The following is a 15,140-nucleotide window of genomic DNA, read 5'->3' on the forward strand; positions in this document are numbered from 1 at the left end:
GGTGACCGGCGAAAACCCCGGCCGGTGCACGGAACACCGCCCGCCGTTGCCGGTGATGGCACCGCTGCGATACGACGGTCCCTTGTGGACCGCTTCGGCTGATCGGGGGACTCGATGCGATCACTGCACGTGGTGTCGGCGGCGCTCGCGCTGGTGCTGCTCGCCCCGGCGACGCCGGCCGGCGCGGGCGGGATCCGTTTCCTGCCTGGGGCGCCGGGCATCGGCGACCCGCAGTATCCGGCCGACGGCAACGGCGGCTACGACGTGCGGCACTACGACCTGGCGGTGCGCTACCAGCCGGCCACCCACCACCTCGACGGCCACGCCACCGTCGTGGCCACCGCGACGCAGCACCTGTCGCGCTTCAACCTCGACCTGATGGACCTGACCGTCGAGGCGGTCACCGTCAACGGGCGGCCCGCCACGTGGTCCCGGTACGCCGACGAGCTCGTCGTCACGCCGTCGCGAGGGCTCCCCGCCGGTCGGCCGTTCGTCGTGGACGTCCGCTACCGGGGTGTACCGCGCACCTTCAGCGTGCCGGAGATTCCCCTGGAGTCGCTGTTCATGCCCACCGGCGACGGCGCGATCGTCGCGGGCGAACCGCAGTCGGGGGCGTCGTGGTACCCCGTGAACGAGCACCCGCAGGACAAGGCGACCTACACGGTCGCGGTCACCGTGCCGGCCGGGCTCACCGCGCTGAGCAACGGCGTGCTGCTCGGCTCCACGACCCGCGACGCGTGGACGACGTGGCGGTGGGCCTCGACCAGCCCGATGGCCAGCTACCTGAGCACCGTGGCGATCGGACGGTGGCGCATCGACCAGCACACGCACGACGGCCGGCAGACCATCATCGCGGTCGACGCGACCCTGCCGCCCACGCTCGCCGACGACGCGGTCGGCCGCACCGACGAGATCACCGACTTCCTGGAGGCACAGTTCGGCCCGTACCCGTTCGAGGCCAACGGCGCCATCGTCGAGCAGCACGAGCCGCTGCTGTTCGCGCTGGAGACGCAGACCCGGCCGATCTACCCGGCGAGCTTCTTCGCCGACGGCCCCAACCCGTTCGACGACAACATGGTCGCGCACGAGCTGGCACACCAGTGGTTCGGCGACAGCGTCTCCGTGCGGTACTGGCGGGACCTGTGGCTCAACGAGGGGTTCGCCACCTACGCGGAGTGGCTGTGGAGCGAGCACGACGGCGCCATGTCGGTCCGGGAATGGTTCAACCTGTTCTACGACACTCCCGTGGAGGACGGGTTCTGGAGCCCACCGCCATACGACCCGGCCGCCGCGAACCCGTTCGTGGTCTCGGTGTACCAGCGCGGCGCGATGACACTGCACGCGCTGCGGCTGCGCATCGGCGAGGCCGCGTTCTGGCGGACGATGCGCGCCTGGACCGCCGTGCACCGCCACGGCAACGCCTCCACGCCGGACTTCGTCGCCCTCGCCGAACACGAGTCGGGGCAGCCGCTCGGCACGTTCTTCGCCGCCTGGCTCAGCGGCGCGCAGAAGCCGCCGAACCCTGACCCGCTGCCGCCGGGCCTGCGCAAGGCTTCCCTGCCGGCCGCCTGCACCGCGGTGCCGCACCTCAACTGCCGGACGGCTTGAGGGCGGCCCGCAGCGCGTCGGGCACCGCCCGCTCCCGCGGGTCGGCGGCCTTGGGCCGACGCCGGTCATCGCCCCACCCGGGACAGCCTCGTCGTGGGGCGGCCGGCGTCGTAGGGTCGAGACGGTCCCGGGGACGGAGGGTGCGGTGCTCATCGTCGGCGAGGTGCACACGAACGTGTTGCGGGAGCGGGACCCGGTGACCACCGATCATGCCGGGCACCTGCTGGATCTGCTGCCGGGTGAGCCGGTGCTGGTGTCGGAGCGGCCGATGTCCCACGTGCGGTCGCCGGAGAAGCCCGTCGGTGTGGACTGTCCCGTGGTGGAGGGGAGCGGGCGGCAGGTGCGGGTGGTCGGCACGGTGCTGCAGCGGGCGACGATCGCCGGTGGGCACGTGCTGCAGGGGTCGGCGTACGTGGAGGTCCGGCGGGCGGCGCAGAACGCGCGGCTCGGGTGGTCGCACTATCTGGCGCGCCCCGGGGTGGTGGAGGCGCTCGGGCGGGCGCGGTGGCCCGAGCTCGCCGACGCGTTCGCCGGGGGCGGGCACGCCGGGGCCGAGCTGGACCTCGGGGCGATCGCCGGGCGGGTCGTCGACGACGTGCAGCGGCGCGCGGTGCGGGACACGCGATACCAGGGGCCGCTGCGGCTGCGGTCGGCGCGGACCCGGCTGCGGTGGGTGGCGGAGGTCGGCGCGGAGCCCGGGGACCCGGTCCGGTTCGCGGTGCGAAGCGGCGATCTGCGGGTGCTGCGCCTGACCACCGCGACGCAGACCGCCCCGGCGCAGGACGCAGGTGTTTCGCGGGAGACCGTCGAGCGGCTGGTGGCGGTCTGCGAGGACGTGGCGTTGCACGACTGGCTGCTGACCACGCTGGTGGACATCACCCGCAAGGCGGGCATCGGCGTGCTGCCCCGGCACGAGAGCCTGGAGCGTCTCGTGCCGGCGATCGACTACCTGCTGCACCTGTGGCTGCCGGGCGCCCGCGGCGGCGAGGTCAGCGACCTGGTGTGGGCGGCGCTGGAGCGGCGGGGCGGCTTCAGCCGGCAGTGGGACACGCTGGTCCGCCGCATCCGCGACCAGCTGTCGGTCGCCGCGGTCACCAGCCTCGCCCAGGCCGTGCCGCGCCAACCGCCTGGGCAGCAGCCTTACACGAACGCGTAGCCGATCCGTTCGACCACCTCCGAGGGCAGTTCGAGACCTTCGGAGCGGGCCCGGCGCAGGGTCTGCTCCGCGACGACCGGGTCGATCGACACCTGGCTGATGATCGTGCGCACCGCGTGCTCGATCGGCAGGAAACGGCCGTCCATCGCCGTGAACGTGCGGTACGCCCGCATCGGTGCGGCGCCCGGCGTCAGCTGTACCACCGCCGGCATCGCATCCCAGTCGGCGGGCAGGTCGGCGACGGCGAGGGGGACGGGGTCGGCGACCGGTTCGCCGCGGTAACGGACCAGGCCGAGCCGCTGCAGCTGCCAGACCGCGGCGAGGAACGGGCAGGACCACAGGCGCTCGTCGCGGCCGCCGCTCCACAGCTCGACGTCGACGAAGATCGAGTGGTTGCGCACGGCGTTCTCCCGGGGTGGCTGCCACTGCCGCGGCGGCGCCATCGCCGGGCCGGGCGCGGCCGACGGCGAGCGCACGCCGTTGGTCAGCCACCCGGACACGGTCGTCGCCGGGCGGCCACCGTTGGTGCCCTCGGCCGGTTCGTCGACGATGTGCTGCTGCACCAGCGTCGCGAGGTCCACGTCGCCGGCGCGGGCACAGCCGGACTCCCGGGCCACGTAGTCGATCGTCAGCCCCGCCGACGCGGCGGCCGTGACCAGTGCCGTGACCACCTCGGGTGGTGTGGAGAACCGGGTGAAGTAGTCGTCGATGAGGAAGCAGGTGCTGACGCGTGGCTTCCGCGACCGCACGTCGAGGGCGTCCACCGCGGCGCGGGCCCACGGCGCCACCCGCCGGAACTGCTGCCGCAGCCGGGTCTCGCCTTCCAGGAAGTCGTCCATGTACAGGTGGCCCAGCTCGATCGACAGGTGCGACAGCGGCACCGAGCGGACGACCCGCGCCGCGCTCTCCTCGGTGAAGGTGGGGGTGTCGTCGGCGCTCGTCACAGCCCGTCCCAGGCCCGGTCGTCGGTGACGAGCTTGGCGAGCTCCTCGAAGGCGTTCACGGTGCCCTGGTTGGCGGTGCGGTGCAGCCAGACGTCCTCGCCGGACAGGATCTGCTCCTGCCACTGCAGGACCGGATCGAGGGGGATCTTGGCCAGCAGCGCGGCGCGGCCCACGTTGCTGCGGCCGGCGAGCTCCTGCAGGCGCTGGTCGCACACCTCGAGCCAGGCGAGCTGCTCGGCGCGTAGCCCGGCCTGGTCGGGGCCGCTGATGTCGGGCACGGCCGTGCGCACGAAGCGGATCGCCCGGCGCAGCGCCTCGCGGTCGTGGCCGCGGTGCTGGCCGGATTCGAGGATCCCGGACGGGCCGTACACCAGGCCGTTCGCGGCGATGATGTGCTGGCGGGTCCACCGGTGGAAGATCAGCCAGCGCACCTGCACCTCGCGGGTCCAGTCCAGCGCGGTGGCGGCCAGGACCATGTCGATCGCGTAGGAGCGCCCGGCGCTGAGGTCGACGATGACGAGGTCGTGCTCCTCGTCGGCGCGCAGGAACAGGTCGGCGCACCGGGCGATGATGTCCTCGTCGATGCTGAACTCGCCGAAGCCGGAGTCGCCCGGCATGAGGGTCAGCTTGCCTGCGCCGCCGGGGCGCCGGCGCAGGGCGTCGCGGTGCGAGTCGGCCCACACGTCGATCTGCCGTGCGCGCGGGACACCACCGGTCAGGTAGCTGTGCAGGCCGCCGCCGGCGACCCCGGCCTGGACGCCCGGGATCTCGAAGATCGCTCCGGAGGTCGGCGAGCCGAAGTCGAAGTCGAGGTAGCAGGAGTCCCTGCCCTGCAGCGCGTGCTGGTAGGCGAGGTTGCAGCTGGTGACGGACCGGCCGGTCCCGCCCTTGTCCGAGGCGGCGAAGATGAGCATGGTCCCCCTACCTCAGGTCCCGGCCCGCTGGGCGGCGGCGAGCACACCCAGCTCGCGCAGGACGGCCTGGGCGATGGACACCGCGACGCCCGGCTGGGTCGCGAGGACGTCGCGGGCCAGGCGCAGCTCCACGCCCATGCGGTCCAGCTCCTCGCGCCGTTTCGTGCCCGCCTTCGCGGAGCAGTTGAACAGCTCCCGGTCGTGCAGGTGCCCGGCCTCGTCCAGCAGCCCGGTCGCGAACTGCAGCAGCCACTCCGCCGGTTTCGGCGGCGCCCCGATCATGCGGGCGGCGGTGACCAGGCAGTCCACGATGCGTTTGGTGTAGTACCAGCTGAGGCTCCCCTCGGGCAGGTCGGTCTCGGTGAACACCCCGGCGGGCCGGTCCCACAGCCGCTCCCCCGTGCCGGCGGGGATCCGGCGGCGGTCCAGGTGCTCCCAGACCCGTTCGGCCAGGTCGACGGCGGTGCGGCGCTGGTCGCCGTCGGGCATCGCGCCGATCAGCTCCAGGGTGCGTTTCAGCAGGATCGGCGCCATGTCGCTGAACGTCCATTCCAGCTCGGGGCCGGTCGTCGCGGCGCTGCCGACGAGCGGGAACCCGACGCCCGGGTGGTGCATCTCGATGCCGTCGGCGTTGCGGCCGGTGACGCGGGCGGTGATCCGGCTGCGCTCCGCCAGCCGTTCGAGGACGGCGCCGATGCGGCCGAGGTCGGTGCCGTCGCCGCCGGGCCCGCCGTCGCCCGGCGGCGGGCGCACCAGGCCGGCGACGAGCAGGCTGTAGTAGTCGGTCTCGCGCCCGTCGGTGGTGCGCCACGGCAGGTCCTCGATCGGCCAGCGTCCCCCGGAGTCGAACGTGGCCACCGTGGTCCAGTAGGCGCGCACCAGCTCGGAGCGGACCTGCAGCTGCTGCGCCAGCCGCAGCTGCTCCGCGTCCAGCCAGCCCGGCAGCCGGGTCCGCTCCGAGGCGAGAGCCTCCGCGGCGTCCATCGCGACCGTGGTGAAGTACAGGTAGGGGGCGTTCTCCGCGACGCCGTCACGCTGCGCGCCGATGTGGGCGCGGGTCTCGACCTGCTCGGCGCCGCTCACCACGCCCCACGACCAGCCGCACTCGAACAGCCAGTACGGGTTCTCCAGGTGCTCGCTCTTGTTGCCGGTGCTGATCGTACGGTCGTCGCGCAGCCCGGCAATGACCTGCTTGAGCGCCTCGTGGAGCCGTTCGGCGACCTGGTCCGGCGCGCGGTGCCCCTGGTTGACGGTGCGCATCAGGTGCCGGCCGGTCTCGCCGTCCATCGAGAAGACGTGCACCGCGAAGCTGCGCAGCAGCCCGACCATCGCGGCGGTCAGCCGCAGGCTCGCCCGGTGCTCCAGGTCGTTGATCCGCTCCAGCAGCTCCGGCCGGGTCGCGACCCGGCGGAAGTCCTGCGTGAAGCCGATGATGGCCAGCATCAGCGTGACCGACACGGCGAAGGAGTCCACGACGTCCCGGTCCTGCTGCTCGGGCCGGACCGCCGCGGCGGGGTCGCGCGACCGGAACGAGGTGCCGCCGGGGAAGCGCGGCGTGCCGTCCTGGGCGGTGTACCTGGCGATGTGCGCGGCCAGGATGTCCAGCAGCCGCCGCGGCACCTCCAGGGGGCTGCCGAGGCTGCGCAGGGCCTCCTCCACGTCGGGGGCGACCTTGTCGGGCATGCCGAGTTGAAACGGCGCGAGCTTGGTGGCCGGCGACATCAGGCACAGCAGCTGCTCGGCGTCGCTGACGGAGCTGCCACCGGCCGGATGCCACCGCTGCTCGCGATAGGACGCCTTGACCGTGTGCCGCCAGATGTCCAGCAGTTGCTGCCGTGGCTGGATTCGCATCGGTACATCCCCCGTCCGGAAACGCTGGTCAACCGCTGCCGAGCAGGTCGCGCACGACGCCGGTGACCTCGTCGGCGCAGCCCCAGGAGAGGCTGACGCCGGAGCCGCCGTGGCCGTAGTTGTGCACGATGTGGTGCTCGCCGAGACGTTCGTGCTCCAGGCGGACCGTGGTGCGTTTCGGCCGGATGCCGGCGCGGTGGCCGAGCACCTCGGCGCCGGCCAGTCCGGGGAACGCCGCCGTGCACCGGCGCACGATCCCCTCGGCGATCGCGGCGTCCGGTGCCGGGTCGAGGTCCGGTGCCGTCTTCTCCGCGCTGCCGCCGAGCAGCAGCAGCTCGCCCTGCGGCAGCAGGTAGGTGCTGTCGGCGAGGTCGCGGCCCGGGTCGTGCTCGACGAAGAACTCGTGGATGCCCGGGTTGGCAATCACGACCAGCTGCCCGCAGATCGGCTGGAGGTCGCCGTCGAGGGTGAGCTTGCGGGCGCCGACGCCGCTGCAGTTGACGACGACGCCGGCGTCGGCGAAGGCCTCGGCGAGGGTCGTCAGGTGCCTGGTGCGCACCTCGCCGTGCAGGGTCTCCAGCCGGTGCTCCAGCCATCGCAGGTAGGGCGGCATCTCCACCAGCGGGGCCCGGTAGTGCCAGCCGGTGACGAACCCGACCGGCAGCTCCGCGGCGGTGCATTCGCGATACCCGGGCAGCCGCTTCGCCGGGGCGGGCGGGCGCAGCGGGACGCGGGACGCCTCGACGCCGCCCAGCAGCCGCACCCACGGCAGCCCCTGGGCGTGCAGCAGCTCCAGCTCCCGGCGGGTGGCCGCGGCCCACCGGTCGCGGTGCGGGTGGTCGGCCATGAGCGGGTCGAAGATCGCGCCCGCGGCGAACGAACTGGTCCCGGCGCCGCGCCGGTCGGCGTAGACGCGGACCCGCAGGCCGCGCTCGGCCAGGCGGATGCCGGTGGTCAGGCCGATGACGCCGGCGCCGACGACCACCACGTCCGGCCGCGGCGGGTCCATGCCTTCGAGACTGGTCACGCTACTTCCTCTGGCCGCAGACAACGATCATGCCGTCGTAGCCGTCCCGCAGATCGTGACTCTCCACGGTCTGCATCTCTTCGATGTACGCGACGTCGGCCAGGCACCGTCCGACATCGCCCTCGTCCACCGAGCAGGCGGGAAACTCCCGGTCTCCGACGCGATATCCGGACGACTCGCGCATGAACGCTGCCGCGAACGGCGCCCGCGGCACCAGCGACGCCACGAACCGCCGGATGGCCCGGCGGAACTCGTCCTCCCGGCTCGTGATGGACTCCGCGACGAAGAACATCGTGCCCATGTCGTACTGGCCCGGTTCGAGCGCGAAGAGGTCACCCTTGACGACCTTGGCGGTGCGGCTCAGCACGTCCATCGGATCGGAGATCCGGCGGTACTCCGGTCGCCGGCCCTGGATCTCCAGCCAGAACCGCGCCCAGGACGCCGCCGGGCTGTGCAACTGCTCGATCAGCCAGGCCCGGTTGCTGAAGGCACGCTCGTACAGCACGATCTCCGAGGCCAACGGCAGCATGGTCATCGCGGGGTAGAGGTTGGCGCCGGTGCCGACGTCGATCGCCCGGGGCCGCCACTGGCCCGGTGCCACCCGCTGGAAGAAGTCGGCGACCACACCGATGATCTGCGCGTCCTCGTGGTGCAGCTCGCGGTAGTTGTTGTCGAAGTAGATCTCCGAGTCGAACTTGTCCCAGTCGACATCGGCGTTGCTGAACGTCGGAGCGGTGTCGATCGACTCGGCATCGGTCACTGTCTTTCCTCCGGCACCTGGGTTCGGGCGTCCGCGCCAGACTACGACTCGGCTCCGGCCCACAGCGCCTCGAAATCGCGCCGCCGCAGCTGCAGATGCTGGTCGCCGACCATGAGTGCCACCGTCTCCAGCATGAATCTCGTGTTCTCCCGCGCGGCCCTGGACGTCTGGAACTCGTAGCAGATCTTCTGGTCGAAGATGATGAAGTCCGCCACGGCGACCAAGGGGTCGACCTGCGGCAGCGGCAGCACCCGCGTCTCGACCCCGATCTTGCGGTGCGGCTCCAGCAGCCCGGCCACCCTGGCGTCGTCGACGTCGTTGTCGGTCAGCACGAACAGGCGGCGGATGCGCACATTGCGTTCGATCGCCCGGCGTTGCCGCGCCAGATACCGCAGGCCCAGTTCGCTCTCCCAGAAGGCGCCCTCGTCCACGTAACCCTGGTATTCGCTGAACGACGTCAGGCTGGTCGCGTCGATGCTGACACTGACCCGGTCGGTGAGGCCGAGCAGCCAGTCCGGGTGCTCACCCTCGTGCGAGGCGCGCCCGGCCTTCAGCCCGTTGAAGAGCGTCGCCAGGTCCTCCACCTGCTGCTCGGCGAAGCGCAGTTGCAGGCCCTCACGGCGGTCGAGACCACCGGCCGCCTTGACCAGCCGGGTGAGGCTGTCGCTGCCCAGGACGCCCTCGGACTCGGCGAGCAGCGTCGCGCCCTCATGGATGCGGGCGACCAGCTCTGCCGTCCTGCGGGACTGCTCGGCGGCGTCGATCAGGAACTGCACCACGAACACCACCCCGCCGACGAAGATCGACATGGTGAGCTGCCAGATGTCGGGCTGGTCCGTGGTGTTGGTCAACAGGTAGGTCAGGCCACCGGCGACGGCCGTGATCACGATCTTGAGCAGCACCTGCACGTAGGACCTCCGAGATCGGCGTGCCCATATCTCATCGCAGTCTCAGGCGATCACGCAATGCTCGGAATCGATCGCCTCGTGTCACCGAACCGGCAGGTTTCACCCGGCCCTCGTGTCAGTCGCGCGGGCGCCGGTGACCACGCCCGCACGTCGCCGGGCATCGAGGACCCTTGACATGCCGGAGAGGCCGACGCGACACTGCTGCCATTGCTGAGAGCGCTCTCACCGCCATGAGGGCGCCCGGCAGATGAGCAGAGGAAGCAGGTAGGCCATGAGAGCCGTGCCAAGACCGCTGTATCGCGGGCTGATCCTGACAACGTTGACACTCGTCGCCGCGTTCGGGCTGGGCGCGCTGCAGCCCGCCGGCGCCGCCGTCGTCGGCAACCCGATCGCCGCACCCGGCGGCAAATGCGTCGACGTCGCCGGCGACGACACCGGCGTCAACGGCGCCGCCGTCCAGCTGTGGGACTGCCAGAGCGCCGCCGCCGACCAGCACTACACGTGGAGCGGCACCGCCCTGACCGCCATCGGCCGCTGCCTGGACATCATCAGCGGCGGCACCGCCAACGGCACCAAACTGCAGCTGTGGGACTGCAACGGCACCGGCGCCCAGCAATGGACCCAGCAGGCCGACGGCTCGCTGCGCAACCCGCAGTCCGGCCGCTGCATGGACTCCCCCGGCGGCGCCACCGCCAACGGCACCCGCCTGCAGATCTGGGACTGCAACGGCACCGGCGCACAGAAGTTCTCACTCACCACGGTCACCCCGCCGACCGGCACCTGCCCGACCTACTCCGAAACCCCGGACCTGGGCGCCAACGTCCACATCTACGACCACGGCATGAGCGACGCCACCATCCAGGCCTCCCTCAACAGCGTGTTCGAGGCGCAGAAGAGCACCCAGACCGCACAGTTCGCCACCCGGCGCGACGCGCTGCTGTTCAAGCCCAGCACGACCCCGTACGCCGTCGGCGCCAACATCGGCTTCAACACCTCGATCGCCGGCCTCGGCCTCAACCCCGACGACACCCGCATCAACGGCGCCGTCACCGTCGACGCGTTCAACGCCAGCGACGCCGGCAACGCCACCCAGAACTTCTGGCGCTCCACCGAGAACCTGTCCGTCAACACCCTCGGCGGCACCAACCGCTGGGCCGTCGCACAGGCCGCACCGTTCCGCCGGATGCACATCATCGGCGGGCTCAACCTCTTCCCCGCCAGCTACGGCTGGGCCAGCGGCGGCTACATCTCCGACTCGAAGATCGACGGCAACAGCGAGTCCGCGTCGCAGCAGCAGTGGTACACCAAGGACAGCACCCTGGGCAGCTGGAGCGGCTCCAACTGGAACATGGTCTTCTCCGGCACCGGCGGCGCACCGGCCACGAACTTCAACACCAACCCCGCCGCCGGACCCCGCTACACGACCCTTGCCACCACCCCGGTCTCCCGGGACGTGCCGTACCTCTACATCGACGGCGCCGGCAAGTACCGCGTCTTCCTGCCGTCGCTGCGCACCAACGCCTCCGGACCCAGCTGGGCCGGCGGCTCCACACCCGGCACCTCGGTGTCGATGAGCACCTTCTTCGTCGCCAAGCCCAGCGACTCCGCCGCCACGATCAACACCGCGCTCGCCAACGGCTGCAACGTCTTCTTCACCCCCGGCGTGTACCACGTCAACCAGACCCTGCACGTCACCAAGGCCAACACGGTCGTGCTCGGCATCGGGTACGCCACGATCATCCCGGACAACGGCGTCAACGCCATGGACGTCGCCGACGTCGACGGGGTCCGGATCAAGGGCCTGCTCTTCGACGCCGGCACCACCAACAGCGACACCCTGCTCAAGGTCGGCCTGTCCAAGACCGGGGTGTCGCACGCCGGCAACCCGACCACGATCCAGGACGTGTTCTTCCGCATCGGCGGCATGGTCGGCGGCAAGGCCACCAACAGCCTGGTCGTCAACACCAACAACACCATCATCGACCACACCTGGGCGTGGCGCGCCGATCACGGCAGCGGCGTCGGCTGGACCGTCAACACCGCCGACACCGGCCTCATCGTCAACGGCGACAACGTCCTGGCCACCGGCCTCTTCGTCGAGCACTACCAGAAGAACGAGGTCATCTGGAACGGCGCGAACGGCCGCATCATCTTCTTCCAGAACGAGATGCCCTACGACCCGCCGAACCAGGCCGCCTGGATGAACGGCTCCGCCCAGGGCTACCCCGCCATCAAGGTCGCCTCCGGCGTCACCACCTTCGAGGCCTGGGGCCTGGGCAGCTACTGCTACTTCAACGTCAACCCGGCGGTCGCCTCCGCCAGGGCGTTCGAGGTGCCGGCCGTCTCCGGCGTGAAGTTCCACAACATGGCCGTCGTCTCCCTCGGCGGCGTCGGCACCATCTCCCACGTCATCAACAACACCGGCGCCGCCGCCAACTCCACCACCAACAACGTGTACCTGCTCAACTTCCCGTAACCCGCCCAGGGTGACGACCACGGTGGCCGGCTCGAACACAACCGAGCCGGCCACCGCCGTCGCTAATCGACGTCGCGGGACGCAGCCAGCGGCAAGGACGCCAACTCGTCAATGCTGGCGGGGCGCGCCGACCAGCAGCACACCCACATGACCGAGGGCGCGGCGACCATCCACCACCGTCCTTGTCCGCTCCCGAAGGCCAATGCAGCGGTCGCCCCGGCAACCGCGAGCGCGGCCACGAGCATCGGCCCGTACACGACGAACACGACGATGCCGCCCAACCCACCGGCAGCAGACAGGTCCGGCGCGAACGCGCAGACCGCCCACACCACCGGCAGTCCCGCGCCGACTCCCAGCAACCCCGACTGCCACGACGTGACGGGCACCGGGACCCAGCGATCCATGGCGCCGGCGTGCCAGCCGGCACCGCAGGGCGCGACAACCAGACCGACACCTCCACAACATCGCCACCTCCGCGTCCCGCTGAAGACGATCGAACATGGATCCGCGCGCCTCGACTATGGAGCGTCTCGCCGGGCCGCGATGCAATGGACGCATGACGAACGAGATCCTGGTCCTCGGCGGCACCGGCAAGACCGGCCGCCGCATCGTGCAACGCCTGCGGGCCGCCGCAGTCCCGGTCCGGGTCGGCTCCCGCACCGCCCCGCTGCCCTTCGACTGGTCGGACCGGTCGACCTGGGCGCCCGCGCTGCGCGACGTGCGCACCGTGTACATCTCCTACTACCCCGACCTCGCCGTGTCCGGCGCACCGGCGGACATCGACGCGTTCACCTCGCTGGCCGTCGCTTCCGGCGTCACCCGGCTGGTACTGCTGTCCGGCCGCGGCGAGGACGAGGCCGAGGCGTGTGAACGCATCGTGCAGGGCGCCGGCGCCGAGTGGACGATCCTGCGCTGCAGCTGGTTCAGCCAGAACTTCTCCGAGGACTACCTGCGCGACGCCGTCCTCAGCGGCGAGGTCGCCCTGCCCGTCGGCGACGTGCCCGAGCCGTTCGTCGACGCCGACGACATCGCCGACGTCGCCGTAGCCGCACTCACCACCGACGGCCACACCGGCCAGCTGTACGAGCTGACCGGTCCCCGCCTGCTCACCTTCGCCGACGCCGTCGCCGAGATCTCCGCCGCGACCGGCCGCCCCATCACGTACGTGCAGGTGCCGGCGCAGGACTACGCCGCCGCGCTCCCGCCCGAGATCGCCGGCCTGCTCATGTACCTGTTCACCACGGTCCTGGACGGCCGCAACGCCCACGTGACCGGCGACGTGCGGCGAGCGCTCGGCCGCGAGCCCCGTGACTTCGCCGACTACGCCAAGCAGACGGCCTGGTTCGCATAAATCGCTGGCGCGCCGGGCCCGGCCCGGTGTTGCCTAGCGCCCATGATCGTTGTCACCGCCGCATCCGGCGCGCTCGGCCGGCTGGTCGTCGAGGAACTGCTGACCCGCTTCCCGGACCGGCCGGTCGCCGCCGCCGTCCGCGACCCCGGCCGCTGCGCCGACCTGACCGCCCGAGGCGTCGACGTGCGCCACGCCGACTACGACTCCCCCGATACGCTCCGCGCGGCGTTGCGGGGAGCGGACCGGCTGCTGCTCATCTCGTCGCCGGTGATGGACACGGAGCACCGGACCCGGCAGCACCTGGCGGCGGTCGCGGCGGCCGTGGACAGCGGAGTGCGGGCCGTCGCCTACACCAGCTTCCTGGGCGCCGACGCGCCCGCCGCGGCCCTCGGCCCGAACGCCGCCCACCACACCACCGAACGCGCTCTGGTCGACAGCGGGCTCGCGTACACGATCCTGCGGCACCCGTTCTACACCGACGCGTTCGTCAACGGCGACACCCTCCGCGCCGCCGTCGCCTCCGGCACGCTGGTCAGCGGCACCGGCGGTCGCGGCCTCAACACCGCACTGCGCTCCGACCTCGCAGCGGCGGCCGCCACGGTACTGACCGACGACGCCCGCACTGCGCTCCGACCTCGCAGCGGCGGCCGCCACGGTACTGACCGACGACGCCCGCCTCGGCAACGGCTACGACCTGACCGGTCCACTGTGGACGTATCCCGAGCTCGCGGCGACCCTGAGCGCAGTCACCGGCCGCCCGGCCTCCCACGCCGACGGCCCCGTCGACGGACCGATGGGCTTTCTGATGAACCTCGCCAAGGCCGGAATGCTGGAACGGCAGACCCCGGACCTGGAACTGCTCCTCGGCCGCCCGCCGACTCCCCTGCCGCAGGCCGTGACCGCTGCCCTCGCCTGATGCGACGAGGTGGCGCGCGCCACAGCGCGCAGGGCATCCTAGGACACTAGGTTCCAGTGTTCTGGAAAGTCGCTTGATACGGCGGCGATGATCAACGGGTGGATCCACTGCTGGACGAGGTCGTCGAGTACTACACGGTGCGCTACCGGGAGGACCAGCGCCTCGCCGGTAGGCCGCACGCGCGGTTCGCCTCCACCGGACGCCTCGACCCCCGCGCCCTCGACCACGCCAGGTCACTGCTCACCGACGGCACCCACGACCCGAGCATCGGCTTCACCCACGCGTACTTCCACCGCGTCGCTGAGCTGGCCGACGAATGCACCGCCGCGGGCCTGACCGACATCACGGTGCACGGCGTCGAGGGCCCCGCCTGGACGGCTGCCGAGGCCGCGGTCCACGGCCCGGCGGCCGACGCGGTCTTCAACGCGGCCCTCGACCTGGCCCGCCTCTACAGCACCGAACCGGCCCTGGTCGCCGCCAGCGCCCACCTGCTGTCCGTCGGCACCGTCCCATCCCGATGACCGTCGGTCACGACCGGCCGACCTGACGCTCGCCGGGGTGCATCAGCGCCTCGGAGGCAACCGGCCGGAACCCGGCGGCCTGGAACGCCCGGATACTGCGGGCGTTGCCGGCCGCCTGCTGCGACCAGACGTGCTCCCCCGCCGGCACGAGATGGCGCGCTGCGGTGGCAAGCGCCCGGCCGAGCCCCTTGTGGCGGGCCGCCTCGTCGACCTCGACCGCCGTCTCCCACCGCCCCGCCACCCCACGACCGAGGATGAGCATCCCGCCGTCGGCCGCCCACACCCGCACGTCGTCACGGCGCTGCTCCGCCCTGCGGACACGGGGGTGCTCGGCGTCGGTGAGCTCCCGCAGCCGCACCGGCGGCTCACCGGGCAGCCCCGCCGCCACGGTCAGCAGGTCGATCGTGTCCATGGCCCGCCCAGTGCGGTCCAGCAGCGCGGCCAGGAACCGGGGATGCATCGCGGCCGCCAAGGGATCACAGTCCAGGCCGGCGAGCGCCTCGCGCACCCACCGCGGGTCCTCATCGGTGAACACCGCGGAATGCGCCGTGAACGCCACTACCCCCGCGTCCCGCTCCCCTGGCTGCGGCACGACGGTCACCCCACCATCGGCGGCCGGAAACCGCCCCACGGCCGCACCGTCGAGCAGCTGCACAAGAGTCATCCGCACAGGAGTCCAGTCCACGTCCTCCAGGTATAGGCCATCCG

At 71.8% G+C, this 15,140-nt stretch carries 14 protein-coding genes; 6 read left to right on the forward strand and 8 right to left on the reverse strand.

Annotated features, from left to right (window positions below; genetic code table 11):
• Positions 1–114: 114 nt before the first annotated feature.
• On the forward strand, positions 115–1,608 hold the full coding sequence (locus OHA72_RS44060) for a M1 family metallopeptidase (protein WP_327002054.1): 1,494 nt from the start codon (positions 115–117) through the stop codon (positions 1,606–1,608).
• Between the two features lie 145 nt (positions 1,609–1,753).
• Positions 1,754–2,764, forward strand: a complete 1,011-nt coding sequence (locus OHA72_RS44065) for an SCO2521 family protein (RefSeq protein WP_327002055.1) — start codon at positions 1,754–1,756, stop codon at positions 2,762–2,764.
• Here the strand turns inward: OHA72_RS44065 and OHA72_RS44070 are convergent.
• The 6 genes from OHA72_RS44070 to OHA72_RS44095 are packed head-to-tail and all read right to left on the reverse strand — an operon-like array spanning position 2,749 to position 9,168.
• The gene (locus OHA72_RS44070; RefSeq protein ID WP_327002056.1) at positions 2,749–3,708 is read right to left on the reverse strand and encodes an SCO2522 family protein; all 960 of its coding nucleotides are present in this window, start codon (positions 3,706–3,708) and stop codon (positions 2,749–2,751) included. The two genes, OHA72_RS44065 and OHA72_RS44070, sit on opposite strands and share 16 nt — an antisense overlap.
• Complete coding sequence (locus OHA72_RS44075; protein WP_327002057.1) at positions 3,705–4,622, reverse strand: SCO2523 family variant P-loop protein; 918 nt, start codon at positions 4,620–4,622, stop codon at positions 3,705–3,707. The genes OHA72_RS44070 and OHA72_RS44075 overlap by 4 nt, the downstream gene beginning before the upstream one ends.
• A gap of 12 nt (positions 4,623–4,634) precedes the next feature.
• The gene (locus tag OHA72_RS44080; RefSeq protein ID WP_327002058.1) at positions 4,635–6,473 is read right to left on the reverse strand and encodes an SCO2524 family protein; all 1,839 of its coding nucleotides are present in this window, start codon (positions 6,471–6,473) and stop codon (positions 4,635–4,637) included.
• 28 nt (positions 6,474–6,501) lie between these two features.
• Positions 6,502–7,500 (reverse strand): FAD-dependent oxidoreductase, encoded by a 999-nt coding sequence (locus OHA72_RS44085; RefSeq protein ID WP_327002059.1) that lies wholly within the window; start codon positions 7,498–7,500, stop codon positions 6,502–6,504.
• Between the two features lies 1 nt (position 7,501).
• Complete coding sequence (locus OHA72_RS44090; RefSeq protein ID WP_327002060.1) at positions 7,502–8,260, reverse strand: SCO2525 family SAM-dependent methyltransferase; 759 nt, start codon at positions 8,258–8,260, stop codon at positions 7,502–7,504.
• A gap of 41 nt (positions 8,261–8,301) precedes the next feature.
• On the reverse strand, positions 8,302–9,168 hold the full coding sequence (locus OHA72_RS44095) for a hypothetical protein (protein ID WP_327002061.1): 867 nt from the start codon (positions 9,166–9,168) through the stop codon (positions 8,302–8,304).
• A 271-nt stretch (positions 9,169–9,439) separates the two neighbouring features.
• On the opposite strand from OHA72_RS44095, the gene OHA72_RS44100 reads away from it, so the two are divergent.
• On the forward strand, positions 9,440–11,644 hold the full coding sequence (locus OHA72_RS44100; RefSeq protein WP_327002062.1) for a pectate lyase-like domain-containing protein: 2,205 nt from the start codon (positions 9,440–9,442) through the stop codon (positions 11,642–11,644).
• 62 nt (positions 11,645–11,706) lie between these two features.
• On the opposite strand, the gene OHA72_RS44105 is transcribed toward OHA72_RS44100, so the two are convergent.
• Positions 11,707–12,048: a hypothetical protein gene (locus OHA72_RS44105; protein WP_327002063.1), complete on the reverse strand. Its 342-nt coding sequence runs from the start codon at positions 12,046–12,048 to the stop codon at positions 11,707–11,709.
• A gap of 116 nt (positions 12,049–12,164) precedes the next feature.
• Between OHA72_RS44105 and OHA72_RS44110 the strand changes: the two genes are divergently transcribed.
• Genes OHA72_RS44110 through OHA72_RS44120 form a run of 3 tightly spaced genes read left to right on the forward strand, consistent with a single transcriptional unit; the run spans position 12,165 to position 14,432 of the window.
• Positions 12,165–12,995, forward strand: coding sequence for an NmrA family NAD(P)-binding protein (locus OHA72_RS44110; RefSeq protein WP_442788769.1), 831 nt, complete (start codon positions 12,165–12,167; stop codon positions 12,993–12,995).
• 42 nt (positions 12,996–13,037) lie between these two features.
• A complete protein-coding gene (locus tag OHA72_RS44115; protein WP_327002065.1) occupies positions 13,038–13,961 on the forward strand; it encodes an NAD(P)H-binding protein in 924 nt (307 codons plus the stop codon).
• A gap of 48 nt (positions 13,962–14,009) precedes the next feature.
• A complete protein-coding gene (locus tag OHA72_RS44120) occupies positions 14,010–14,432 on the forward strand; it encodes a hypothetical protein (protein ID WP_327002066.1) in 423 nt (140 codons plus the stop codon).
• 7 nt (positions 14,433–14,439) lie between these two features.
• Here the strand turns inward: OHA72_RS44120 and OHA72_RS44125 are convergent, their stop codons facing one another.
• Positions 14,440–15,096 carry a GNAT family N-acetyltransferase gene (locus tag OHA72_RS44125; RefSeq protein WP_327002067.1) on the reverse strand — a complete coding sequence of 219 codons (657 nt, stop codon included), beginning with the start codon at positions 15,094–15,096 and terminating at the stop codon, positions 14,440–14,442.
• Between the last annotated feature and the right edge of the window lie 44 nt (positions 15,097–15,140).

The sequence above is a fragment of the Dactylosporangium sp. NBC_01737 genome, assembly GCF_035963215.1.
Classification (GTDB): domain Bacteria; phylum Actinomycetota; class Actinomycetes; order Mycobacteriales; family Micromonosporaceae; genus Dactylosporangium.

Excerpts from the sequence above, each read along its gene's own strand:
- OHA72_RS44060 (WP_327002054.1), top strand. The coding sequence starts at position 115 with ATGCGATCACTGCACGTGGTGTCGGCGGCGCTCGCGCTGGTGCTGCTC.
- OHA72_RS44075 (WP_327002057.1), bottom strand. The coding sequence starts at position 4,622 with ATGCTCATCTTCGCCGCCTCGGACAAGGGCGGGACCGGCCGGTCCGTC.
- OHA72_RS44080 (WP_327002058.1), bottom strand. The coding sequence starts at position 6,473 with ATGCGAATCCAGCCACGGCAGCAACTGCTGGACATCTGGCGGCACACG.
- OHA72_RS44100 (WP_327002062.1), top strand. The coding sequence starts at position 9,440 with ATGAGAGCCGTGCCAAGACCGCTGTATCGCGGGCTGATCCTGACAACG.
- OHA72_RS44105 (WP_327002063.1), bottom strand. The coding sequence starts at position 12,048 with ATGGATCGCTGGGTCCCGGTGCCCGTCACGTCGTGGCAGTCGGGGTTG.
- OHA72_RS44110 (WP_442788769.1), top strand. The coding sequence starts at position 12,165 with ATGGAGCGTCTCGCCGGGCCGCGATGCAATGGACGCATGACGAACGAG.
- OHA72_RS44115 (WP_327002065.1), top strand. The coding sequence starts at position 13,038 with ATGATCGTTGTCACCGCCGCATCCGGCGCGCTCGGCCGGCTGGTCGTC.
- OHA72_RS44125 (WP_327002067.1), bottom strand. The coding sequence starts at position 15,096 with ATGACTCTTGTGCAGCTGCTCGACGGTGCGGCCGTGGGGCGGTTTCCG.